The 21638-nt window shown below is 66.5% G+C and carries 22 protein-coding genes and 1 tRNA gene; 12 read left to right on the forward strand and 11 right to left on the reverse strand.

Annotation, left to right across the window (positions count from 1 at the left end):
* The first annotated feature begins 136 nt into the window (after nt 1-136).
* From ACNFIA_RS05855 to ACNFIA_RS05870, 4 genes are all read left to right on the forward strand, one after another.
* Nucleotides 137-210, forward strand: a tRNA-Gly gene (locus ACNFIA_RS05855).
* A gap of 112 nt (nt 211-322) precedes the next feature.
* Nucleotides 323-2170, forward strand: coding sequence for a diguanylate cyclase (locus ACNFIA_RS05860; protein WP_416783392.1), 1848 nt, complete (start codon nt 323-325; stop codon nt 2168-2170).
* 100 nt (nt 2171-2270) lie between these two features.
* Nucleotides 2271-2567 (forward strand): type II toxin-antitoxin system RelE/ParE family toxin, encoded by a 297-nt coding sequence (locus ACNFIA_RS05865; protein ID WP_416783394.1) that lies wholly within the window; start codon nt 2271-2273, stop codon nt 2565-2567.
* Complete coding sequence (locus tag ACNFIA_RS05870; protein ID WP_416783396.1) at nt 2564-2860, forward strand: addiction module antidote protein; 297 nt, start codon at nt 2564-2566, stop codon at nt 2858-2860. Before ACNFIA_RS05865 ends, ACNFIA_RS05870 begins: the two co-directional genes overlap by 4 nt.
* 40 nt (nt 2861-2900) lie before the next feature.
* Here ACNFIA_RS05870 and ACNFIA_RS05875 read toward each other — a convergent pair whose 3' ends face one another.
* Nucleotides 2901-4121, reverse strand: a complete 1221-nt coding sequence (locus ACNFIA_RS05875) for a cytochrome c biogenesis protein DipZ (RefSeq protein WP_416783398.1) — start codon at nt 4119-4121, stop codon at nt 2901-2903.
* Between the two features lie 94 nt (nt 4122-4215).
* Nucleotides 4216-4488, reverse strand: a complete 273-nt coding sequence (locus ACNFIA_RS05880; RefSeq protein WP_416783400.1) for a DUF2790 domain-containing protein — start codon at nt 4486-4488, stop codon at nt 4216-4218.
* Nucleotides 4489-4713: 225 nt separating this feature from the next.
* Here ACNFIA_RS05880 and ACNFIA_RS05885 point away from each other — a divergent pair, with 225 nt between their 5' ends.
* The 4 genes from ACNFIA_RS05885 to ACNFIA_RS05900 all read left to right on the forward strand — a co-directional run bounded on the left by ACNFIA_RS05885 (nt 4714) and on the right by ACNFIA_RS05900 (nt 8120).
* A complete protein-coding gene (locus ACNFIA_RS05885; RefSeq protein WP_259753252.1) occupies nt 4714-5454 on the forward strand; it encodes a response regulator in 741 nt (246 codons plus the stop codon).
* Nucleotides 5451-6761, forward strand: coding sequence for an ATP-binding protein (locus ACNFIA_RS05890; protein WP_259753251.1), 1311 nt, complete (start codon nt 5451-5453; stop codon nt 6759-6761). The genes ACNFIA_RS05885 and ACNFIA_RS05890 overlap by 4 nt, the downstream gene beginning before the upstream one ends.
* Before the next feature lie 124 nt (nt 6762-6885).
* On the forward strand, nt 6886-7524 hold the full coding sequence (locus tag ACNFIA_RS05895) for a ferric reductase-like transmembrane domain-containing protein (RefSeq protein ID WP_416783401.1): 639 nt from the start codon (nt 6886-6888) through the stop codon (nt 7522-7524).
* Between the two features lie 80 nt (nt 7525-7604).
* Nucleotides 7605-8120, forward strand: coding sequence for a DoxX family protein (locus tag ACNFIA_RS05900; RefSeq protein WP_416783403.1), 516 nt, complete (start codon nt 7605-7607; stop codon nt 8118-8120).
* Nucleotides 8121-8931: 811 nt separating this feature from the next.
* On the opposite strand, the gene ACNFIA_RS05905 is transcribed toward ACNFIA_RS05900, so the two are convergent.
* The 5 genes from ACNFIA_RS05905 to ACNFIA_RS05925 all read right to left on the reverse strand — a co-directional run bounded on the left by ACNFIA_RS05905 (nt 8932) and on the right by ACNFIA_RS05925 (nt 12329).
* Complete coding sequence (locus tag ACNFIA_RS05905; RefSeq protein ID WP_416783405.1) at nt 8932-9354, reverse strand: organic hydroperoxide resistance protein; 423 nt, start codon at nt 9352-9354, stop codon at nt 8932-8934.
* Nucleotides 9355-9366: 12 nt separating this feature from the next.
* Entirely contained in the window at nt 9367-10140 is a 774-nt protein-coding gene (locus ACNFIA_RS05910) for a DNA-binding domain-containing protein (RefSeq protein WP_416783406.1), read from the reverse strand.
* Nucleotides 10133-10978 carry a DUF692 domain-containing protein gene (locus tag ACNFIA_RS05915; RefSeq protein WP_416783407.1) on the reverse strand — a complete coding sequence of 282 codons (846 nt, stop codon included), beginning with the start codon at nt 10976-10978 and terminating at the stop codon, nt 10133-10135. The genes ACNFIA_RS05910 and ACNFIA_RS05915 overlap by 8 nt, the downstream gene beginning before the upstream one ends.
* A 61-nt stretch (nt 10979-11039) precedes the next feature.
* On the reverse strand, nt 11040-11558 hold the full coding sequence (locus ACNFIA_RS05920) for a hypothetical protein (RefSeq protein WP_416783409.1): 519 nt from the start codon (nt 11556-11558) through the stop codon (nt 11040-11042).
* A gap of 393 nt (nt 11559-11951) precedes the next feature.
* Nucleotides 11952-12329 carry a RidA family protein gene (locus tag ACNFIA_RS05925; RefSeq protein ID WP_416783411.1) on the reverse strand — a complete coding sequence of 126 codons (378 nt, stop codon included), beginning with the start codon at nt 12327-12329 and terminating at the stop codon, nt 11952-11954.
* Nucleotides 12330-12780: 451 nt separating this feature from the next.
* On the opposite strand from ACNFIA_RS05925, the gene ACNFIA_RS05930 reads away from it, so the two are divergent.
* From ACNFIA_RS05930 to ACNFIA_RS05945, 4 genes are all read left to right on the forward strand, one after another.
* Nucleotides 12781-14109 (forward strand): OprD family porin, encoded by a 1329-nt coding sequence (locus tag ACNFIA_RS05930; protein ID WP_259753242.1) that lies wholly within the window; start codon nt 12781-12783, stop codon nt 14107-14109.
* A 492-nt stretch (nt 14110-14601) separates the two neighbouring features.
* Complete coding sequence (locus ACNFIA_RS05935; protein ID WP_416783413.1) at nt 14602-16272, forward strand: diguanylate cyclase; 1671 nt, start codon at nt 14602-14604, stop codon at nt 16270-16272.
* Between the two features lie 394 nt (nt 16273-16666).
* Nucleotides 16667-17470, forward strand: coding sequence for a gamma-glutamyl-gamma-aminobutyrate hydrolase family protein (locus tag ACNFIA_RS05940; protein WP_259753240.1), 804 nt, complete (start codon nt 16667-16669; stop codon nt 17468-17470).
* 382 nt (nt 17471-17852) lie between these two features.
* A complete protein-coding gene (locus tag ACNFIA_RS05945) occupies nt 17853-18626 on the forward strand; it encodes an SDR family NAD(P)-dependent oxidoreductase (RefSeq protein ID WP_416783415.1) in 774 nt (257 codons plus the stop codon).
* A 36-nt stretch (nt 18627-18662) separates the two neighbouring features.
* Here the strand turns inward: ACNFIA_RS05945 and ACNFIA_RS05950 are convergent, their stop codons facing one another.
* The 4 genes from ACNFIA_RS05950 to ACNFIA_RS05965 all read right to left on the reverse strand — a co-directional run bounded on the left by ACNFIA_RS05950 (nt 18663) and on the right by ACNFIA_RS05965 (nt 21613).
* Nucleotides 18663-19916, reverse strand: coding sequence for an RNA polymerase sigma factor (locus tag ACNFIA_RS05950; protein ID WP_416783416.1), 1254 nt, complete (start codon nt 19914-19916; stop codon nt 18663-18665).
* 305 nt (nt 19917-20221) lie between these two features.
* Nucleotides 20222-20659 (reverse strand): YybH family protein, encoded by a 438-nt coding sequence (locus tag ACNFIA_RS05955; protein ID WP_416783417.1) that lies wholly within the window; start codon nt 20657-20659, stop codon nt 20222-20224.
* A 22-nt stretch (nt 20660-20681) separates the two neighbouring features.
* Nucleotides 20682-21464, reverse strand: coding sequence for a DUF899 domain-containing protein (locus ACNFIA_RS05960; RefSeq protein ID WP_416783419.1), 783 nt, complete (start codon nt 21462-21464; stop codon nt 20682-20684).
* Nucleotides 21461-21613 carry a hypothetical protein gene (locus ACNFIA_RS05965; RefSeq protein ID WP_259753235.1) on the reverse strand — a complete coding sequence of 51 codons (153 nt, stop codon included), beginning with the start codon at nt 21611-21613 and terminating at the stop codon, nt 21461-21463. Before ACNFIA_RS05965 ends, ACNFIA_RS05960 begins: the two co-directional genes overlap by 4 nt.
* Between the last annotated feature and the right edge of the window lie 25 nt (nt 21614-21638).

A 21638-nucleotide genomic window follows, 5' to 3' on the forward strand; every position in this document is an offset into this window, starting at 1 on the left:
CAGCCGGGGGCCGGCCCCAGACCTTCCGCCCCCGGTTTTCCATGCGCCAGCCTGTTCACACCAGCCACCCGCTCGGCACGCCTGACCGCAGAAGGCTTCACTAAGCCTCGCCCTTCTGGTAAAAAGGCACCCCCAAGCGGGCGTCGTATAATGGCATTACCTGAGCTTCCCAAGCTCATGACGAGGGTTCGATTCCCTTCGCCCGCTCCAGAATCCAAGCAAAAGCCCCCAGCAGCGTGAGTTGCCGGGGGCTTTTGCGTTTTTGGTGCTGCCAAATCCCGTCTTGTAGAATCTCCATCTCCCCACATCCCGGACTCGCCGCATGCCCGCTTCCGCCCTGCACCGGCAATCTCCGTCCTGGCTCCTGCTCGCAGCGCTCCTGTTATTGATCCGCCCCGCCTGGGCCGGCTTGGTGGTTGATGCCGCCAGCGTCACCACCCAACCGCTGACGCTCACCACGTACGTTTCCGTCCTCGAAGACCCGAGCCGCGCTCTGACGCTGACAGACGTGCTATCCCCGGAGCAGCAGGCGCGCTTCAAGGGCGGCCAGCCGCCGGGCAGTTCGCTGGCGATGGGGTTCACCCGCTCGGCGTTCTGGCTGAAGGTGCAGTTGAGCAACCCGAGCGACGCGCCGTTGCAGCGTTTGCTGGTGGTGGAGAACCCGCGGGTATCCCATGTGCAGGCGAACATCCCGCAGGCGGACGGCTCGTACCGGACCATCGACACCGGCAGCGATGTGCCGCAGTCGAGCAAGGTCTACCCGAATCGCAATTTCGTCTTTCCGCTGGACCTGCCAGCGCATTCGGAGCAGGTGGTGTACCTGCGGGTGGCGTCGAGCATCGGTTTGCTGGTGCCGCTGCAGCTGTGGCCGGTAGAGGCGTTCCACGCCTACGAGCGCGACGATTACACGGGCAAGGCGTGGTACTTCGGCATCGCCATGGCGATGATCCTGTTCAACCTGATGCTGCTGTTCGCGCTGCGCGACCCGATCTACCTGCTCTACGTGGTCTTCGTCAGTTGCACCGCCTTGGCGCTGGCAATCAAGAATGGCCTGGCGCCGGACTGGTCGATTCTCGGCGTGCCGCTCAACGCCAACATCGTCTACTACTCGGGCGTGTCGCTGGCGCTGGCGGCGCTGCTGCTGTTCGCGCGGAGGATGATGCAGTTCGAACGCAATTTGCCGCGCCTGGATTGGGTGCTGCGCGGGATGATCGTGCTGTATCTGCTCAGCCTCGTCGCCTATGCGCTCTTCCTGCCGTACGTGTCCCGCGCCGGTATCCTGCTGAACTTCGCCACGGCGGTCATCCTGCTGGCGGGCGCCGTGGTCAGCGCATTCAAGCGCCAGCGCAGCGCGTTCTTCTTCCTCGCGGCCTTTGCCTTGCTGATGCTCGGCGGGGCGATGACGTCGCTGCGGGCCATGGGCCTGGTGCCGACCAACCTGTTCACCGTGGATGGCCTGCAATTGGGCTCGGCGATGGAAATGATCGTGCTGGCCTTCGCCCTCGCCGACCGCTTCAACGTCATGCGCCGGGAAAAGGCGCGGGTGCAGGAGGAGTTGATCCGCACCCAGCAGCAGTTGGTGGACAACTTGCGCACCTCCGAGCACGAGCTGGAGCTGCGCGTGGCCGAGCGCACCGACGAGTTGCGCGAGCTGAACAGCCAGTTGCACGCCATGAGCCTGACCGACGCGTTGACCGGCATCGCCAACCGCCGCCGCTTCGACGGGGTGCTGGAGCAGGAATGGGGCCGCGCGCGCCGCTCGGGTGAGTGGCTGGCGCTGGCGGTGGTCGATGTGGACTGGTTCAAGCGCTACAACGATCACTATGGCCACCCGGCGGGCGACGCCTGCCTGCGGCGGATCGCCCAGGCGCTGGCGGCCACGGTGAACCGCTCCACTGACCTGGTGGCGCGTTATGGCGGCGAGGAGTTCGTCTTCCTCGCGCCGACGACCGACCTCGCCGGCGTACAAGGCATGGCGAACAAGCTGCTGCAGGCGGTGGAGGCCCTCGCCCTGCCCCATGAGTTCTCGCCGCTGGGGCGGGTGAGCGTGAGCATCGGTGTGGCGGCAATGGTGCCTGGGCAGGAACGCTCCGCCGACGCGCTGGTGGCGCGGGCGGATGCGGCGTTGTACGAGGCGAAGAGGCAGGGACGGAATCGGGTGGCGGGCTGACCGAGCTCCTACGCGCTGCTCGGTATTTTCATCTCGATAGGCAGATATTTCAGATGCGAGCTGGCTAGCGCACCTGTATCCTTATGGATACAGCCACTTCATGGCCTATCACCTCAAGCAAACAGTCCAGTTTGATCATTGGCTTTCCGGTCTGCGGGATGTCCGCGGGAAAGTTGCAATTCTTCGGCGGCTGGACCGTGTCCGAGCCGGTCATTTCGGTGACATCAGGCCGGTGGGCATTGGAGTACCGGAAATCCGTCTGGATGTCGGCCCCGGTTATCGCGTGTATTTCACGCGCCGCGGCGATGTGGTGGTCCTGCTGTTGTGTGGCGGAGACAAATCTTCTCAGCAAGGGGATATCAAGCTGGCGCAGCAACTGGCGGGAGCAATTGAATGAACATCGAACTGAGCGACTTCGATACCAGTCAACACCTCGACAACGAGGAAGTGATCGCCGAGTACCTGTCCCAGGTGCTGGCAGACGGGGATTCCGATGAGCTGCTTCTGGCTATCGGAAATATTGCCAAGGCCCGCGGGATGACGAGGATTGCCAACGACTCGGGTCTTGGCCGGGAGAGCTTGTACAAGGTCTTCGCACCTGGCGCCAAGCCGCGCTTCGAGACGGTGATGAAAGTAATGCGCGCTCTGGGGGTCGAGCTGCAGGCAAGGCCAGCCGGTAGCAGTAAATAAAAGAGGAAGGGGCGGATACACCGCCCTCCCCTTCGCCAGCTCAAGCCCCTGCCTTCCCCCCATCCCTCTCCTTCAACAACGCCTGGATCACCTGCTCCTGCTCCTCATACCCACCCTCGCCGATGGACACGTGGCGAATCCGCCCCTGGGCGTCGATGAAGTAGTGCGCCGGCCAGTACTGGTTGGCGAAGGCATTCCAGAGGCGGTACTGGTTGTCCAGCGCCACGGGGTAGTGGATATCGTGTCGCTTCACCGCTTCGCGGACGTTGGCCGGCACGCGTTCGTAGGGGTACTCCGGGGTGTGTATGCCGATCACCACCAGCCCCTGGTCCGCGTACTTCTTCGCCCAGGCGTTCACGTACGGCAGGCTGTGCTGGCAGTTGATGCAGTCGTAGGTCCAGAAGTCGACCAGCACGACCTTGCCGCGCAGCTCGCGCAGGTTCAGTTCGGGGCTGTTGATCCACTCCACCGCGCCTTGCAGCTCGGGCGCCGGGCCGAGGTCGGGCAGGCGCTCGGCGCCGTGGGCCATGTCGCCGGGCATCAGTTGGCTGATCAGCGCGGGCACCCCCTCGATGACCTTGCGCTCCAGGCTGTTCACCAGCGTGGATGAGCGGCCGGCGGCCAGTTGTGCGCTCGCACCGCTGGCGATGCCGATGACGGCCAGCAGGGCGAGCAGGCCGGTAGCGCGGCGCAGCCCCTCGATGACCGCCATGCGCGGGCGCACGTGCTGCATCAGCCGGCGGCCGGCGAAGAGCACCACGCCCAGCACCGTCGCGCTGCCCAGGCCGTAGGCGAACAGCAGCAGGCTGGTCTGCGCACTCGGGCCTTGCAGCATGGCGCCGGAGAGAATCAGCCCCAGCACCGGCCCGGCGCACGGCGCCCACAGCAGGCCGGCAGCGAAGCCCAGTACCCACGCGGAAACAGTCGGCGGCAGGCGCCGGGACTCACCGTGCAGGCGATCACCGAGCCACGCCCAGGGCTTGGCCATTACGTCGCTGAAGCGCGGCCACAGCAGCGCCAGCGCGGACACCGCGAGCAGCGCGAGGGCGACGTAGCGGCCCCACTCGCTGGCGGCGATCACCCAGTTGCTGGAGACGGTCGCCAGGCTCGCCAGCGCGGCGAAGCCGCTGGCCAGGCCGAGCAGCGTGACCCAGGGCGACCACGCCGGGCCGCCGGCGCGCTGCAGCAACAACGGCAGGACGGGAAGGATGCAGGGGCTGAGCAAGGTCAGCGCCCCGCCGAGAAAGGCGATGAGCAACATGGGCACCTCGATGGGCCGTCGGCCCGGGAGTCTCGATGGTTAAGCGCCAGGGAGAAAAACGCCGCGGCCGTTCCGTGGCCGCGGCCCAGGGGAATCAGCCGCCTTCGTTGCAGTTGGTGGCGAACTTGCGATAGGCCAGGCTGTGCGGCTGGCCGTGGGAATCCAGGTAGTCCATGCGGGCGTTGACGATGCCGCAGTCGAACGGCGAGGCATTCTCTTCGTGGATGGCCAGGACGCGCTTCACGTCCAGTTTCTGCCCGTAGTGGTACTGCTCGGCGGGCGCGGTGTCGGCAGCCTGGGCGCCGACGCTGGCAAAGGCGGCGATGGCAGCGAAGAGGCAAGCTTGGGCGATGTGAGCGGCTTTCATGGTGGTTCTCCTGTCCTGTGTCGGGTTTGATCGGCGGGGGCTGTGTGCCTCGCCGTTGGTGCCCATTTCACGTTCAGGAGGTATCGGGCTTGTGTCGCGCAAGCCCAGGGTTTGCCGCGCCGGGTATCGCCGGCGGGGTTGGATACAGTGGAATACAAAGCACGGCAGGCAAGCACGGCGCTGCGCTATACACTCGCCTCAACCCACTACGAACGAGGCACCGGCATGGACCATGTCGATCACGTACTGATCGTCGACGACGACCGCGAAATCCGCGAGCTGGTCGGCAACTACCTGAAGAAGAACGGCCTGCGCGTAAGCCTGGCGGCGGATGGCCGGCAGATGCGCGCCTTTCTCGACGCCAACGCGGTGGACCTGATCGTCCTCGACATCATGATGCCCGGCGACGATGGCCTGAAGCTGTGCCGCGAGCTGCGCGTGGGCAAGCACAAGTCCACCCCGGTGCTGATGCTCACCGCACGCAACGACGAAACCGACCGCATCATCGGCCTGGAAATGGGCGCCGACGACTACCTCACCAAGCCCTTCTCCGCCCGCGAGCTGCTGGCGCGGATCAACGCCGTGCTGCGCCGCACCCGCATGCTGCCGCCGAACCTGCAGGTCAGCGAGGCGAGCCGGCTGATCGGCTTCGGTCGCTGGAAGTTGGACACCACCGCGCGCCACCTGCTCGACGAAGACGGCACCCTGGTCGCCCTCAGCGGCGCCGAGTACCGCCTGCTGCGCGTGTTCGTCGATCACCCGCAGCGCGTGCTCAGTCGCGAACAGTTGCTGAACCTCACCCAGGGCCGCGAGGCGGACATCTTCGACCGCTCCATCGACCTGCTGGTCAGCCGCCTGCGCCAGCGCCTGCTGGATGACGCCCGCGAGCCGGCCTACATCAAGACGGTGCGCAGCGAAGGCTACGTCTTCGCCCTGGCCGTCGAACTGCTCGAGCCGAACGAATGAAATCCCTCCTGCACTGGCCACGCACGCTGGCCGCGCGCCTGGCGCTGATTTTCCTCGCCGGGCTGGTGTTCGCCTACAGCCTGTCGTTCTGCTCGCAGTTCTACGAGCGCTACCAGAGCGCGCGCAACATGATGCTGGGCAACCTGGAGACCGACGTCAGCACCGCCGTCGCCCTGCTCGACCGCCTGCCCCGGGACGAGCGCCAGGCGTGGCTGCCGATGGTGCAGCGCCCCAACTACCGCTACCTGCTCAGCGAAGGCCAGCCGGGCGAGCCGATGAACATGGCGCAGGCGCCGATGGCCGCCCAGTCCATCGCCGACGTCGTCGGGCCGCGCTACCCGCTGCGCTTCGAGAACATCCCCGGGGCCATCCCGCACTTCCAGGTGCACCTGACGCTCAAGGACGGCAGCCCGCTGACCATCGACGTGACGCCCAAGGGCGTGCCCGTGGCGCAATGGCTGCCGTGGGTGCTGCTGGTCCAGCTGGCGCTGTTGCTGTTCTGCACCTGGATCGCCGTGCGTCTGGCCATCCGCCCGCTCACCCAGCTGGCGCAGGCGGTGGACGACCTCGACCCCGACGCCCCGGCGCCGGAACTGGACGAGCGCGGCCCCAGCGAAGTCGCCTATGCCGCCCGCGCCTTCAACGCACTGCAGGGCCGCATCGGCAGCTACCTCAAGGAGCGCATGCAACTGCTCGCTGCCATCTCCCACGACCTGCAGACGCCCATCACACGGATGAAGCTGCGCGTTGAGCAGATGGACGACTCCCCCGAGCGCGAGCGCCTGTGGAGCGACCTGGAGGAAATGCAGCACCTGGTCCGCGAGGGCGTCGCCTACGCACGCAGCATGGACGGCGCCAGCGAGGCGGCAGTGAAGGTCAACCTCGACGCCTTCCTCGACAGCCTGGTGCTGGACTACCAGGACAGCGGCCAGGCCGTGGAACTGCTGGGCAGCAGCCACGCGGTGCTGGAAACCCGCCCCCATGCCCTGCGCCGGGTGCTCACCAACCTGGTGGACAACGCCCTGAAGTTCGGTGGCTCCGCCCAGGTGGAGGTCGAGCGCGACACCCAGGGTACGGTGTATGTGCGTGTATTGGACGATGGTCCGGGCATCCCCGAGGACGAGCTCGCCGAAGTGGTAAAACCTTTCTACCGGGTGGAAAGTTCGCGCAACCGCAGCACCGGCGGCACCGGCCTGGGCCTGGCCATCGTCCAGCAACTGAGCCAGGCGCTGGGCGGCACGCTGACCCTGTCCAACCGCGCCAGCGGCGGGCTGTGCGCGCAGCTGCAATTGCGCCCGGCGCCGTGAGTGGTTTGTACAGAGCGATACAAGACGCCTGTCCCCGGACACATCCGGGATAAGCCCTGCCCCCAGGATGGCTCCACGAACAGCGGCGGCACCCCGCCCGCCGCGTTCCTCCAAGGAGCCCGCCATGAACCGTCCCGCCGAACCCGCCCGCCTGCATGGCTGGCGCCTGTTTTGCCTGCTGTCGCTGCTGGTGCTGATCGTCACCGCGCTGGCCCTGTGGTCCCAGCCGCAGTGGGTGGAAGCGCTGCGCAGCGCCATCCGCGTCACCGCCCGCACCTCCTTCGCGCTGTTCCTCGCCACCTTTCTCGCCTCGTCCCTGGCGTCGCTGCTGCCGGGCGACTTCACCCACGGCCTGCTGCGCGAGCGGCGCTTCCTCGGCCTGGCCTTCGCCTTCTCCCACGCCGTGCACGCCGTGCTGATCGTCTTCTACGTAAAGTGCTTCCCCGAGACCTTCTGGCACGGTCGCAGCGCCGCCGCGAACATCCCCGGCTCGGTCGGCTACCTGTTCATCATCTTGTTGACCCTCACCTCATTCCCCTACGCGGTGAGGCGGCTCGGCGCCCGCACCTGGAAGCGCCTGCACAGCACCGGTACCTGGGTCATCGCCCTGGTGTTCCTGCTGTCCTTCTACAAGCGCCTGCCGCTGGGCTCGTGGTACCCGCTGGGCTTCGGCCTGATCTTCAGCGCCATCGCCTTCAAGCTCCTCGCCAAGCTGGCGGTACGCCTGCGCCGTAGCGCGCGCCCCGCCCTGCCGAACGCCTGACTCCTATGCCTGCCACGACCGGGCCGGACCTGCGCCCGGCCGCTGATCCCTTGCCCACGACTCCGCCTTCGAGGTGTGCCATGACCCTGCTGACCCTGAACCCGATCAAGACCATTTTCGCCCAACTCGACCGCCTCGCCGCCTGGGGCTGGGACATCCCGCTGCGGCTGTTCCTGGCCTGGGAATTCTTCGAATCGGGCCTGGAGAAATGGCATGGCGACAACTGGTTCGAACAGATCCACGCCAACTTCCCCTTCCCCTTCAACCACTTCTCCGCCGGCTTCGACTGGCAGGTGTCGATGTGGGCCGAACTGATCGCGCCGGTATTGCTCCTGCTCGGCCTGGCCACCCGCTTCGCCTCGGCCTCGCTGATCGTCGTGACCCTCGTCGCGATTGCCGCGGTGCACTGGCCGGCACAGTGGTCGAGCCTGGCGGAGCTGGCCCAGGGCTACTCGATCACCGACCATGGTTTTGGCAACTACAAGCTGCCGCTGATCTACCTGGTGGCGCTGCTGCCGCTGGCACTCAAGGGGGCCGGGGCGTTGAGCCTGGATGGGGTGGTGCGGCGAGTGCTGGGAGCTTCGCGGAGCGCCTGATCGGCTGGCCACTCGTCTGCTAGACCCGCAACGCCCTCTCCCTGTGGAGAGGGCGTTTTTGTTTGTCTGCGGGAAGTCGGTGCAGGAGGTTGAACGCGGACTTCGTCCGCCGTTCGCGGGCATGGCCCGCTCCTACAAGGTGCGAATTACCCTCGGGGTTTCATGCCAGTCCGGACACCGCCGCAGCGATCGTAGGGCGCATAACGCGCCAGCGTTATCCGCCGTCGAGGTATCGGCGGATAACCCGTTCCGGGTTATTCGCCCTACGTGCAGCCCTAGCTTTGGCTTTGGCTTTGGCTACTCAAAACTTCCAGAAGAGCATCCGCATGCGCCGAATGCCCCGTTCAGGAGGCCTCGTTGAAGCGGAGTTTCAGGGGTTGAGCGACATGGATGTCGCGAGAGCCGCGATGGGCCAGGGATGGCCCTTCGCGGCGGGCCCCTGAAACTGCGGTTCAACGAGGGCATTTTTCGCCCCAAGCGAAAAACCGGATGTCCGGGGCAAGCCTTTTGGTTACTTTTTGGGGGGCGGCCTTCCGTCGTTTGGAAAAGTAACTCGCCCGAGGGGGCGAAACATGAAGCCTACGCGCAAACCGAGGCGGCGCAAAAACTCCCAGCCCGAAGCAAAAGCATCGCGGACAAAGTCCGCGCCTACGCGGTCGGGAATACCGGCGCCAACCTGCAGGAGCGCCCCATGGGCGCGATCGCGGGCATGGCCCGCTCCTACAGGGAAGCACCTCGCGCGCCGATGAGACACAAAAAAAACCCGCGCACCGATGAAGGTGCGCGGGCTGCACGGTGGAGAAGGGATCGATCAGGGGATGACGAACCCCACCTCGATATTGCCGCGGGTAGCTTTGGAGTACGGGCAGATCTGGTGCGCTTCTTCCACCAGTTTCGCCTTGTCCTCGGCGGCCAGCCCCGGCAGGTGCACGGTGAGTTGGGCCGCCAGGGCGAAGCCGCCGTCGGCGGTGTTGCCCAGGGACACGTCGGCGCTCACCGCCACGTCAGCCGGCAGGCGCAGGTTCAGTTTCTGCCCGGCGCGACGCAGGGCGCCGATGAAGCAGGCGGACCAGCCGATGGCGAACAGCTGCTCGGGGTTGGTGCCGGGGCGGCCCGAGCCGGGCGGGCTCAGGGGCAGGTCCAGCTCGCCGTCGGCGGTCTGGCCGCGGCCGTCGCGGCCGCCGGTGGTGTGGGTGTGGGCGGTGTAGATCACGGTTGCGAGGGTGTCGGTCATGGCGCTTCTCCTTCAGGGGCGGTGCAAGGGGGGACGACGGGGGGTGGTGCAGTTGGGGCGGGTGCCGAGCACCACGCCCTGTTCTTTCAGGCTGCGCAGCAGGGCGATGCCCTGCCCTTCGATGGCGGCCGCTTCGACGCCGGCGATTTCCGCCAGCGCCGTGAGGTGTTGGCGCCCGGTGAGCTGCCACTGTTGCAGCGACACCAGCAGCGCATGGGCCAGCGGTGCCAGGCGCGAGAAGTACACCCTCAGGTCGGTATCCCGGCGCGCCAGCAGCAATGTCGGCTCGGCCGGCGCGTGGGACGGGAGGTGCTCGGGGCCGATATGGCTGACCGGCCAGGCGTAGGCCAGCGGCACGGCAAGGCTGGAAAGCAGCGGCACGCCGTCGAGCAGGTCACCGTGCGGATCATGGGGCGGCTCGGCGTTGTCGCTGAGCAGCAGCGCCGTCTCGATGAACTCGTAGTGCGCCAGTTCCGCCACCCAGCCGGGCTGATCGGTGCGCCCCTCCAGATACTCGACGAACTCGCCGGCAACCTCGGTGAACAGCGGCGTCTGGCAACGGAAGGCCGCGTATAAGTCCTCGGTCAGCGCCTGCCATTGCTCGCGCGCCAGGCTGGCGTGCAGCACCGGGAAGTTGCCGGCGAGCAGCGACTGCAGGTTGCCGAAGAACAATTGCCGGTACACCGCCAGGCGCCGCGCCTCGATGCCGGGCGGCGGCTCGTTGGCCTGCGGGTCGCGGATGTAGCGGGTCATGCGCAGTTGCTGGTCGCGCAGGGTCTCAGCCATGGCGCACCTCCGGCTGGCGCGCGGCGGCTTGCAGGCGGCGGATGGTGTCCACCTCGCCGAGCAGTTCGGCCAGCGGCGGCAGGTTGAAATCTCGCTCGAGCAGGGTCGGCACCGTGCCCAGGTGCTGGTAGGCGCTGGCCAGCAGGCTCCAGACGTCGTCCTTCACCTCGGCGCCATGGGTATCGATCTTCAGGTCCGGCGCTTCGTCGTAGTGCCCGGCGACATGCAGGCAGACGACGCGCTCGGCCGGCACGCGGGCCAGGAAATCGGCGGCGTCGTAGCCGTGGTTGTGGGCATTGACGTAGAGGTTGTTGACGTCCAGCAGCAGGTCGCAGTCGGCCTCGCCGAGCACAGCGCGGAGGAAGTCGATTTCGCTCAGCGCCTGGTAGGGCGCGGCGTAGTAGGAGATGTTCTCCACCGCGATGCGGCGGCCGAGGGCGTCCTGCACTTCGCGGATGCGCCCGGCGATGTGGCGCACGGCCTCGTCGGTGAAGGGCATGGGAATCAGGTCGTAGAGGTGGCCTTCGTCGGAGCAGTAGCTCAGGTGTTCGCTGAACAGCGGCACCTGGTGCTGGTCGAGGAACTCGCGGATACGGCCGAGGAACACGTGGTCCAGCGGCTCCGGGCCACCAAGGGACAGCGACAGGCCATGGCAGGACAGCGGGAAGCGCTCGGCCAGGCGGGCCAACCCTTCGCCGTAGGTGCCGCCCACGCCGATCCAGTTGTCCGGGGCGACTTCGAGGAAGTCCACGGCGCGATCGTCCAGGGTCAGCAGGTCGGGCAGCAGGGCGCGGCGCAGGCCCAGGCCTGCCCCCTGCAGGGGTGCGGTGGTGCTCATGGCGGTCTCCTTGGCGAAGTGCCCTCCCCGGCCGGCGGCGCGGGGAGGCAGTCGGCTCGGCTCAGTTCCTGGCCTGGCTCAGTTTGCTGTACAGGTCGGACGGGAAGGGTTTGCCGTTGGAGTCGAACTGGTGCTTGCGGAACTGGTAGACCTCGGCCTCGGAGAGGTAGCCGTCGTGGTTGGCGTCGATGGCGTCGAACTCGGCATTGGCCTTGGGCGCCACGGCCAGCAGTTCGGCGCGGGAGACGCGGCCGTCGTGGTCGGCGTCGGTACGGGCGAAGGAGGCGTCGCCACATTTGCCTTCGCCGCACTTGCCTTCCGCACCGCTGGCCTTGGCCTGGGCACCGTCGGCGCCGCATTTGCCTTCGCCACACTTGCCTTCGCCCTGGCTGGCCTTGGCCTTGGCCTGGTTGGCGCCGCACTTGCCCTCGCCACATTTGCCTTCGCCCGCCTTGGCGGCAGAGGCCAGCTGGTAGCCCTGGGGCAGGGCTTCGACAGCGAAGGCGGAGGATGCCAGGTTCAGGCCACCGGCCAGGGCGACAGCGAGCAGGCCCAGTTGAGTCTTCGAGGTACGGGTCATGGTGCTTCTCCAGATGCTGTGGCGCGGGCTGCGCCGGGGTCATGCCGCAAGGGCGAATCCCTGGGGACGCTGCGCTGGAGGATTTGCCCTGCCCAGGCGCCGTGTCGTTCGGGTAGGGCTATTTCGCCTGGGCGATGTATCGCGGGCGTATCGGCGGCTGGAGGCTTTTGTATGCGTGTACCGGCGCAGGGAGTGGCGGATACACAGCAATACATTCGGGCGAGGGGGATCGGAGGGGAGCGGTTCGCGAGCAAGAGCTGGGCGTCTGCCTCGCTCTACAGATCCGCGTTGCTCTTCGTAGGAGCGAGCGTGCTCGCGAACCCGCGGCGTCACCATGCAAGGGAGAAAAAAAGAAAGGGCCGCAAAGCGGCCCGATCGAGCGACGACGGGGAATCAGCCCACGCGCTTGGCCGCGATGGCGGTGACTTCGACCTTCATGCCCTCGACCGCCAGCTCGGCGATCCCCACGGCGGCGCGCACCGGGTAAGGCTTGGCGAAGAAGCGGCAGTACACCTCGTTGAACGCGGCGCGCTCGGCCATGCTGGTGAGGTAGATGGTCAGGTGCAGCACGTGGTCCAGGCCGCTGCCGGCCTTTTCCAGAGCCACTTGCAGGCTGCGCAGGGTGGCTTCGCTCTGGGCGGTGATGTCGCCCAGTTCCAGGCTGCCGTCCTCGCGGGTGGGGATCTGCGTGGACACCAGCAGGCCGCCGAAGCCGGCGACGTCGGAGGAGATGGATTCGGGGTCCGCGTCGGGAATGAAGGTAGGCGTCATGGGACAAATCTCTGCAATCGATGGGGGACACATCGCCGCATCGTGCGGCGACCGGGGCGCGCAGCTTAGCGTCATCGCGGCGCCGGCCGCCATGCCCATCGATATTCTTGGAGCTCCTTGCGCGGGCCCGCGAGTATTGTCGTCAGTCAATACTTCCAGTCCATGAGCGCGCACTATCCCCACTGAACTTCAGCGAGGGATTATTACACTTTGAGACATAGACCTTTTCATATTCCGTCATTTAAATCGGGCACTCGTTCGGCATTATGGGCGCTGGCTTTTACCGGTCTGGAGCGGACGGGTAAAAGTTCATAGCAACAATGCCAACGCAACTTCCTGCGATTTCCGTCGTGGTCAATCCATGTTCGGGTTCATTGTGCCTGCCTATAAAAATGTCCGGTTCTCACGCATCTCATCGAGCCGGCCCTCCAAGACTCTAGGGGCAATATCCATGAAGCACCTCAAACGCAGCGTCATCATGCTCGCTGTTTCCGCCGCCGCCAGCCAGTTCGCCAGCGCCGAACCCTTCGTCACCAGCCAGGCCGACGCCAAGGGCTTCGCCGAGGACGCCAAGTTCGACATCCTGCTGCGCAACTACTACTACGACCACGACGGCAAGAACGGCCGCGACGACAACCGCGACTGGACCCAGGGCTTCCTGGCGAACTTCTCCTCCGGCTACACCCAGGGCACCGTCGGCTTTGGCGTCGATGCCTTCGGCTACCTGGGTATCAAGCTCGACGCCGGCGGCGGGCGCACCGGTACCGGCAACCTGCCGGTGGACAACCATGGCGACCCCGAGGACGACTACGGCAAGGCGGGCGCAGCGCTGAAAGTGCGCCTCTCCAAGACCGAGCTGAAATTCGGCGACATGCAGCCGGTGGCGCCGGTCTTCGCGGCCGGCGGTTCGCGCCTGATCCCGCAGACCGCCTCGGGCTTCAACCTGCTGAGCAGCGAAATCGACGGGCTGGACGTGGAAGCCGGCCACTTCACCGCGGGCACCAGCCCGATCACCACCAGCCATGACGGCGGCCTGTACGCGACCTACGCCAACGTCGAGGCCGACAGCGTGGACTACGTCGGCGGCAAGTACGCCATCACCGACCACCTCAACGTGTCGCTGTACGGCTCCGAGTTCGAGGACATCTGGCGCCAGTACTACGGCAACGTGAACTGGCTGCTGCCGATGACCAGCGACCAGTCGCTGGGCTTCGACTTCAACATCTACAACACCCGCGACCATGGCCAGGCCAAGGCCGGCAAGATCAGCAACACCACCTGGTCGCTGGCCGCCGCCTACTCCTTCCTGCAGGCGCACACCTTCACCCTGGCCTTCCAGAAGGTCAACGGCGACACCCCGTTCGACTACGTCGGCTTCGGCGACAACGGCGCCGGCGCGGGCGGCGACTCCATCTTCCTCGCCAACTCCGTGCAGTACTCCGACTTCAACGGCCCGGGCGAGCGCTCCTGGCAGGCCCGTTACGACCTGGCGATGGATACCTACGGCGTTCCCGGCCTGAGCTTCATGGCCCGCTACATCAAGGGCGACAACATCGACGGCACCCACGCAGACCCGAACGGCCAGTACGTCGGCCTGTACGGCGAGGATGGCAAGCACCACGAGACCGACCTGGAGGCCAAGTACGTCGTCCAGGAAGGCCCGGCGAAGGACCTGTCGTTCCGTATGCGCCAGGCGTTCCACCGCTCCAATGGCGACCAGGGTGAAGCCGACAACAACGAACTGCGCCTGATCGTCGAATACCCGCTGTCGATCCTGTAATTCAGCGCGGAAACTATTCGCTCATTCGACCGGGGCAACTTTCGGATTCATCTGAATGTTTGCCCCGCGTTCTGGCGAGATTATTACGCCGGTGCAGAAAGTCTCTTCCCGGATTAACGGTTTATCCCGCGCAGACAACTTTCTAGAATCAACTCCATCTTCCCGCTTCCGCACTTTTCCGGCGGAAGACACCTCCTGACGTTGATATTGTGATTGCTCCTTCGACGTCCTTCCGAGCCGCTCCCATGGAGCGGCTTTTTTTATGTCCGGCATTTATCATCCCTATCCGGTGCCCGAATCAGCCACAGCGCATGCACCCGCCTGCCCGGCTGCACGCCGGCAGATAGGCGCGTTCGTCGTCCGTGTCGCAGGCGGAGATTGTGGCCGCTCATCCGCCGTGATTTCATAAAGCCACTGCGTCGGCTCGCCGCATGTCCGGTGCCGACCATCACGCAGAATCGTGCCTATCCTCCGTTGAGAAGCTGCTATCGGATGCGAACTTCCAGTAATCCCGGGGTAAAGGAATACGAGCGATACGAGGGCCTGCTGCGGCTCGCCCGCCACGCCGGTGGGGACTGCGCCGTGCTGCTCATCGATATGCACGGCCAGCTGCTCGGCCAACTCGGCCTCGACGGCGCCGGTGCGCTTTCCCTCGCCACCCTGCTGTCACTCAATGCCGCCACCAGCCCGCTGAGCCATCAGGGGCAACGGCTGAACCTGCTGGCGAGCCGGGTCCTGCGCGACCCGGAAGGCTTCCCCCAGGCCCGGTTGCTGCTGCTGGGCAATGGCGACAACGTGCTCAGCCAGGAGCAGCAGAGCTTGCTGCGCGACGTGCTGGAACTGGGCGAGGCCCTGCTCGACCGCGCCCGCTCACCGCACAAGGAAAGCGCGCGGCGCATGGCCCTGGCGGTGGATGGCAGCGGCACCGGCATCTGGGACCGGCATGTGCCCACCGGCGAGATCCACTACTCCAGCGCCTGGAAATCCCTGCTGGGCTACAGCGAGGATGAAATCGGCAGCCGCATCGAGGACGCCTACACCCGGGTACACCCGGATGACCTCGACTATGTGCAGAACACCATGCGCGAGCACTTCGAGGGCCGCACCGAGGCCTACGAGGTGGAACACCGCCTGCGCCACAAGGACGGCCACTACATCTGGGTCTGCAGCCGCGGCAAGGTGGTCGAGCGCGATGCCGCCGGCAATGCCCTGCGCATGCTCGGCACCACCACCGACATCACCGCCCTGCGCAGCATGGCCGAAAAGCTGCGCGAGAGCGTCGAACTGCTCACCGACCTGACCAACGAAATCCCCGGCATGGTCTTCCAGTTCCGCCGCCAGCCCGACGGCACCGGCTCCTTCCCCTACGTCAGCGCGGGGGTGATGGACATCTACGGCGTGCCGGCCGAACAGATGCAGCAGAACTCGGTGTTCCTGCGCGACCTGATCCACCCCGAGGACCTGCCCGCCTGCCTTGCCTCGCTGGAAACCTCCGCCGCCCAGATGCAACCCTGGCGGCACGAATACCGCGTGCAGATCGCCGGGCGCGGCACCCTCTGGCGCCAGGGCAACGCGCACCCCAAGCGGCTGCCCGACGGCAGCCTGATCTGGCACGGCTTCATCACCGACATCACCGAACGCAAGCGCATCGAAGCCGAACTGCAGGTGCTGGCCACCACCGACTTCCTCACCCAGCTTCCCAACCGTGGCCACTTCATGCGCCTGATCGAGGCCGAACTGGGCCGCGTGCAACGCTCGACGACGCGGCACGCGGCGATCCTGATGTGCGACATCGACCACTTCAAGGCCATCAACGACCGTTGGGGGCACGCCGTGGGCGACGAGGCCCTGCGCCATTTCGCCTGCATCCTGGGGCGCGACATCCGCCGCGTGGATTTCGCCGGACGTATGGGCGGCGAGGAATTCGCCGTGGTGCTGGGCGACGCCGACGTCGCCGCCGCGCAGATATTCGCCCAGCGCCTGCAACAGCAGCTGCAGGAACTGCCGCTGATGCAGGGTGGCCAGCGCATACCGCTGAGCATCAGCATCGGCATCGCCGCGCTGGAAGCGCACGACACCTCCGCCGAAGCCGCGCTGTCGCGCAGCGACACCGCCCTCTACCGCGCCAAGCAGAACGGCCGCAACCGCATCGAGTGCTTCTGATCGCCCCTCGTGGCAAACCCGCGCGGCAGAGCGTGCCGCCCGCGCGGGCGTTGCCGATCCTGCACAGGCGGCGTGAAAAAGTGTGCGAAATTTTTCACCATTATGACCGTGCGTTTTAAATAATGGACTTTTCAGAGCGCCGGGAAATTAATAAAAATCCTTTAAAAACAGTCAGATAGAAATATCCCGCCGCAGGATTTCGGCCATTATTTTTGACGCCTCGCGTCGAATTCGTTTGACATATTTAACGGCTCTGGCAGGCTGGTAGGCAGGTTTCGACCGGGAAACTTCGCCTTCTGTGCGCTCCCGGCAGTGCTCGAAGCCTCAGGTAGCGCGCCTTTTCGCTGCGCGCCTGCACAAAAACGATGGGCTGCAGCCCGTCCAAAGGTGACATATGTCCAACAGCAACATTGGCAACAAGAAACAGACCCTCCGTAAACCCGTCGTACTGATGTCCATGGGCAGCCAAGAGCGCAAAGGCCACGACTATCAGGTCATGACCCACAAATACATCGTGCCCCTGGTCGAACAGTCCGACTGCGTGCCGGTACTGGTACCGACCTGCTGCGGCATCGAAGACCTCGAGCAGTACCTGGACATGGCCGACGGCGTGTACCTGACCGGCGCCGGCAGCAACATCGATCCGACCCTCTACGGCCAGGAGAACCAGACTCCCGGCAAGGGCCAGGACAAGGACCGCGACAACTTCGACATCCCGCTGATCAAGGCTGCCATTGCCCGTGGCCTGCCGATCTTCGGCATCTGCCGCGGCATGCAGGAAATCAACGTGGCCCTGGGCGGCGATATCTACCAGAAGGTCTACGCCGAGCCCGGCTTCAACGACCATCGCGAGAATCCCGACGACCCGGTCGACGTGCAGTACAGCCCGGCCCACGGCGTTCGCCCGGTCCAGGGCAGCTGGCTGCAGCAGCTGCTGGGTGACGAGATCCGCGTCAACTCGCTGCACGGCCAGGGCCTGAAGAACCTGGGCAAGGGCATCGAAGCCATCGCTCACGCCGAAGACGGCCTGGTCGAGGCGATCCACGCACCGACGCTCTCGCCCTTCCTCTTCGCGGTGCAATGGCACCCGGAGTGGCAAGCCGCGAAGAACCCCGACTCGGTGAAGATCTTCCAGGCGTTCGGCGATGCCTGCCGCGCGCAGGTGAAGAAGAAGCAGGCCCGCGCACTCGCTGCCTGATTCGCTTCCCGCATCATGAAAAAGCCCGGCCCTGCGCCGGGCTTTTTCTTTTCCGCGGTTTTACAGAAGCCATCGTCTTCCCCACGGAGTCCGTGATTGCGTGTCCCCTCACCCCGCCCTCTCCCTCAGGGAGAGAGGGCAGATCGTGCCGGCTGACGCCACTGTTTCATCCTGCGTCCCCTCTCCCCCGGGAGAGGGCTAGGGTGAGGGCCAGTCCCGAGCACTAGGCTACCGGGTAGAGAAAGGTCGATTTTTAGAAGACCTTGCGAGCACTCTGCTCCACGTCATCAGCCGCGCGAATGGCGCACCCTGCACGCCCTTGAGAGCACCTCGGGCTACCCTTGGCGGCCAGCGATTTCGCTCTGACGAACAAGGTGCAGCCATGAGCAACGACCTCTTCTCCCTCGCCGGCAAGACCGTGCTGGTCACCGGCGCCTCCAGCGGCATCGGCGCCCACCTGGCGCGCGTTGCCGCCGCTGCCGGTGCCCGTGTGGTGCTGGCGGCGCGGCGTACCGAGCGGCTGGCGCAACTGGCTGAGGCCATCCGCGGCGACGGCGGCCAGGCCCACGCGGTGGCCCTGGACGTGACCGACCGCGCCAGCGTTGAAGCCGCCTTCGACAGCGCCGAGGCACAGTTCGGCGTGGTCGACGTGGTGCTCAACAACGCCGGCATCGGCAACGGCCAGCGCGCCCTGGACATCAGCGAAGAAGACTGGCGCGCCATGCTCGCCACCAACCTCGACGGCGTCTGGCGCGTCGCCCAGTGCGCGGCGCAACGCCTGGCCAGGGCCGGGCGCGGCGGCAGCATCGTCAACATCGCCTCGATCCTCGGCCTGCGCGTGGGCGGCGGCTACAGCCACTACTGCGCGGCCAAGGCCGGCGTGGTGCAGCTGAGCAAATCCCTGGCGCTGGAACTGGCGCGCTTCAACGTGCGGGTCAACGCCATCGCGCCGGGCTACTTCAAGACGGAAATGAACGACGTCTACTTCGACAGCGACAAGGGCCAGGCCTACATCCGCGACACCGTGCCGATGCGCCGCCTCGGCCAGCTGAAGGAACTGGAAGGGCCCTTCCTGCTACTGGCCAGCGACGCCGGCGCCTTCATGACCGGCGCGGTGCTCGCCGTGGACGGCGGCCACCTGGTGAGCAGCCTGTAGCGCACACCGCCTGGCCGCTGGATGTCCCGCGGCCACTCAGCGCTCCAGTTCGCGCAGCCGCTGCTCCAGGAAGCGCCGCTCCGGCTCCAGCTTCGCCAGCGCCAGGGCGCGGGCATAGGCTTCCCGCGCCTCGTCGCGGCGCTCCAGGCGCCGGCAGAAATCGGCGCGGGCGGCGTGGGCCAGGTGGTAGTCCTGCAGGTCACCGCCGGCAAGGATGGCGTCCACCTGCGCCAGCCCCGCTGCGGGGCCATCGCGCATGGCCAGGGCCACAGCGCGGTTGAGCGCGATCACCGGCGAGGGCTGCATGGCCAGCAGCAGGTCGTAGAGACCGACGATCTCCGCCCAGTCGGTGCCGGCCATGTCGGGCGCAGCGGCGTGCACGGCGGAAATCGCCGCCTGCAGCGTGTACGGGCCGACACGCCGGGTGGCCAGCGCGGCGTTGATCAGTTGCTGGCCCTCGTCGATCAGGGCGCGGTTCCAGCGCGAGCGGTCCTGGTTCTCCAGCAGCACCAGTTCGCCGTCCTCGGCGGTGCGCGCCTCGCGCCGCGACTCGTGCAGCAGCATCAGCGCCAGCAGGCCCATGACCTCGGCCTCGGGCAATAGCTCGAGGAGTTGCCGGCCCAGGCGGATGGCCTCGGCGGACAGATCGGTGCGGGTCAGCGAGTCGCCGGCCGACGCCGAATAACCTTCGTTGAACACCAGGTAGATGACCCGCAGCACGCTGGCCAGGCGCTCGGGCAGCTCGCCGGCTTCCGGCACCTGGTAGGGGATCTTCGCGTCGCGGATCTTCGCCTTGGCGCGGACGATGCGCTGGGCAATGGTGGACGGCGTGGCGAGGTAGGCGCGGGCGATTTCCTCGGTCTTCAGGTCGCAGACTTCGCGCAGGGTCAGCGGCACCTGCGAGTCCGCCGGCAGCGCCGGGTGGCAGCAGGTGAAGATCAACCGCAGGCGGTCGTCCTCGACGCTTTCGTCGGCCAGCTCCTCCACCGATTGCGCGTCGATCTCCAGTTGTTCGGCGATCTGCGCGAGCGAGGCATCGAAGCGCGAGCGGCGACGCAACCCGTCGATGGCCTTGAAGCGTCCGGCGGAGACCAGCCAGGCACGCGGATTGGCCGGCACGCCGTCGCGCCGCCACTGGTCCACGGCGGCAAGGAAGGCTTCGTGCAGCGCCTCCTCGGCCAGGTCGAAATCGCCCAGCAGGCGGATCAGCGTGGCCAGCACCCGGCGCGATTCGCGGCGGTAGACCTCGTCTACCACATCGCGCTGGGGCTGCGGAGCGTAATCATGCATGGGGCCGGACGTCCTTGGCGGGGTAAGGTCTGCCTATCCTGCACGGATTCCCTTCGGGGTGGGAAATGGTCGGACGGATGCGACGGGCGATCGTTGCGGGGTGTTGCGTTGGGGCGGGAAGGCCGAGCGGGGTGTTGCCCTCACCCCAGCCCTCACCCAGAGGGAGAGGGGGCCGATTGTGCCGGCTGACGCCATGGTTTCATCCTGCGCCGAACGGTCCCCTCTCCCGCTTGCGGGAGAGGGTTAGGGTGAGGGCCTTTGCTCTTGCAGGAACGGGCATGGCGCACTCCTGCAGGCCAACCGGGTTACGGCTTGGCATCGAACAGCAACTGCCCCGTCGCCGGGTCGAAGGGAATGGAGAAGTGCTCGTGGGCGATCTTCCAGCGCCCGGCCTCGCGGCGCAGGCCGACCGTCACGCGCGCCCAGGAAGCGTTGTGCTGGCCCTTGTCGTCGGTGCCGCCGCAGTAGGCGAGGTAGTGCCCGAACGCGGTGTCGCCGCCGCACTCGAAGCTCAGCTGGTGGATGTCGAAGGTTGGCTCCCGGCACATCTGCGTACAGTCGCGCCAATGGCTGGCGTAGGCCTCGACGCCCTTGAATTGCAGTTGCTTCACCGCGTCGAAGGCGAGGATGTCGCGGGTGTAATGGCTGGTGATGCCCTCGACGTCCGAGGCCCGCACGGCGTTCAACCAGCTTTCCAGCACGGCGTGCAGCTCGCCGTGGTCTGCATTCTTGTCGCCAGTCATGGGATTTGCTCCTGTTCGAGGTTCAGGAACCGCAGCAGCTGCGCGGCTGCGGGGCGTCGTCGTATTCGTCGTGGAAGCGCGTCCAGTTCATGCCCTTGCCCTGGTAGTCGGGCATCCCGCCCCAGCCTTCGCCACGCCCCAGCGGGGTGAGGTCGAGCAGGTGGTAGGTGAACAGCGGCGCCTCCAGCCCCCGGCCATAGGTCGAGTAGCTGTGGTAGACCTGCTCGCCGTCGCGCAGGAACACGCTCATGCCCGGCTGCTCGCCGCGCACGTGGTAGCCCTGGCCAAGTCGCTCGAGCTCCGCCTTGTCACGATAGTTGTATTCCACCGGGGCGACGGACTCGTCGATGCTGACGTGGAAGTCGTAGTTGAAGTCGCTGCCGAACGACGAGTACCAGGGGAACTGCCAGCCCATGCGCGCGCGGAACGGCGCGATCTCCTCCAGCGGCGCGCGGGAGACCATGGCGAAGGTGGTGCCGCGGGCGTGCAGGTGCTCCAGCCGGCCGAGGTTGTCGATCAGGTAGGAGCAGCCTTCGCACCCCAGGCCGGTGTCGCGGTGGAACATGAAGTGGTAGACGATCAGCTGCGGCCGCCCCTCGAACAGGTCGAGCAGGCGCAGCGGGCCGTGCGGCCCTTCGAAGCGATAGTCCTTGTCGATGCGCACCACCGGCAACTCGCGGCGCTGGGCATTGAGCGCATCGCGAGCGTGGGTGGCGGCCTTTTCCTGCTCCAGCAGGCGAAGGCGCGCCTGCCGCCAGGCGGCCGGGGAAACCATGCGGGGGAAGTCCTGGTTGGCCAATGTCATGTCGCACGCTCCTGGGGGCGTTCCCCCTGCGGGTGGGGCCGGGCGCGGCGTTTGCCGCGCAGGCGGGTGACGGCGAACGCACTGACGCCGCCGGCGGAAAGAACGCTGGTCAGCGCCAGCGTCAGGGTCGATACGCACACGGGGCACATGGCTCACCTCCTTCGCATCGTGGGT

This window comes from Pseudomonas sp. NY15437 (genome assembly GCF_048068435.1).
Classification (GTDB): Bacteria; Pseudomonadota; Gammaproteobacteria; order Pseudomonadales; family Pseudomonadaceae; genus Pseudomonas; species Pseudomonas nitroreducens_B.

Excerpts from the sequence above, each read along its gene's own strand:
- ACNFIA_RS05860 (WP_416783392.1), top strand. The coding sequence starts at position 323 with ATGCCCGCTTCCGCCCTGCACCGGCAATCTCCGTCCTGGCTCCTGCTC.
- ACNFIA_RS05865 (WP_416783394.1), top strand. The coding sequence starts at position 2,271 with ATGGCCTATCACCTCAAGCAAACAGTCCAGTTTGATCATTGGCTTTCC.
- ACNFIA_RS05870 (WP_416783396.1), top strand. The coding sequence starts at position 2,564 with ATGAACATCGAACTGAGCGACTTCGATACCAGTCAACACCTCGACAAC.
- ACNFIA_RS05875 (WP_416783398.1), bottom strand. The coding sequence starts at position 4,121 with ATGTTGCTCATCGCCTTTCTCGGCGGGGCGCTGACCTTGCTCAGCCCC.
- ACNFIA_RS05880 (WP_416783400.1), bottom strand. The coding sequence starts at position 4,488 with ATGAAAGCCGCTCACATCGCCCAAGCTTGCCTCTTCGCTGCCATCGCC.
- ACNFIA_RS05885 (WP_259753252.1), top strand. The coding sequence starts at position 4,714 with ATGGACCATGTCGATCACGTACTGATCGTCGACGACGACCGCGAAATC.
- ACNFIA_RS05890 (WP_259753251.1), top strand. The coding sequence starts at position 5,451 with ATGAAATCCCTCCTGCACTGGCCACGCACGCTGGCCGCGCGCCTGGCG.
- ACNFIA_RS05895 (WP_416783401.1), top strand. The coding sequence starts at position 6,886 with ATGAACCGTCCCGCCGAACCCGCCCGCCTGCATGGCTGGCGCCTGTTT.
- ACNFIA_RS05900 (WP_416783403.1), top strand. The coding sequence starts at position 7,605 with ATGACCCTGCTGACCCTGAACCCGATCAAGACCATTTTCGCCCAACTC.
- ACNFIA_RS05905 (WP_416783405.1), bottom strand. The coding sequence starts at position 9,354 with ATGACCGACACCCTCGCAACCGTGATCTACACCGCCCACACCCACACC.
- ACNFIA_RS05910 (WP_416783406.1), bottom strand. The coding sequence starts at position 10,140 with ATGGCTGAGACCCTGCGCGACCAGCAACTGCGCATGACCCGCTACATC.
- ACNFIA_RS05915 (WP_416783407.1), bottom strand. The coding sequence starts at position 10,978 with ATGAGCACCACCGCACCCCTGCAGGGGGCAGGCCTGGGCCTGCGCCGC.
- ACNFIA_RS05920 (WP_416783409.1), bottom strand. The coding sequence starts at position 11,558 with ATGACCCGTACCTCGAAGACTCAACTGGGCCTGCTCGCTGTCGCCCTG.
- ACNFIA_RS05925 (WP_416783411.1), bottom strand. The coding sequence starts at position 12,329 with ATGACGCCTACCTTCATTCCCGACGCGGACCCCGAATCCATCTCCTCC.
- ACNFIA_RS05930 (WP_259753242.1), top strand. The coding sequence starts at position 12,781 with ATGAAGCACCTCAAACGCAGCGTCATCATGCTCGCTGTTTCCGCCGCC.
- ACNFIA_RS05935 (WP_416783413.1), top strand. The coding sequence starts at position 14,602 with ATGCGAACTTCCAGTAATCCCGGGGTAAAGGAATACGAGCGATACGAG.
- ACNFIA_RS05940 (WP_259753240.1), top strand. The coding sequence starts at position 16,667 with ATGTCCAACAGCAACATTGGCAACAAGAAACAGACCCTCCGTAAACCC.
- ACNFIA_RS05945 (WP_416783415.1), top strand. The coding sequence starts at position 17,853 with ATGAGCAACGACCTCTTCTCCCTCGCCGGCAAGACCGTGCTGGTCACC.
- ACNFIA_RS05950 (WP_416783416.1), bottom strand. The coding sequence starts at position 19,916 with ATGCATGATTACGCTCCGCAGCCCCAGCGCGATGTGGTAGACGAGGTC.
- ACNFIA_RS05955 (WP_416783417.1), bottom strand. The coding sequence starts at position 20,659 with ATGACTGGCGACAAGAATGCAGACCACGGCGAGCTGCACGCCGTGCTG.
- ACNFIA_RS05960 (WP_416783419.1), bottom strand. The coding sequence starts at position 21,464 with ATGACATTGGCCAACCAGGACTTCCCCCGCATGGTTTCCCCGGCCGCC.
- ACNFIA_RS05965 (WP_259753235.1), bottom strand. The coding sequence starts at position 21,613 with ATGTGCCCCGTGTGCGTATCGACCCTGACGCTGGCGCTGACCAGCGTT.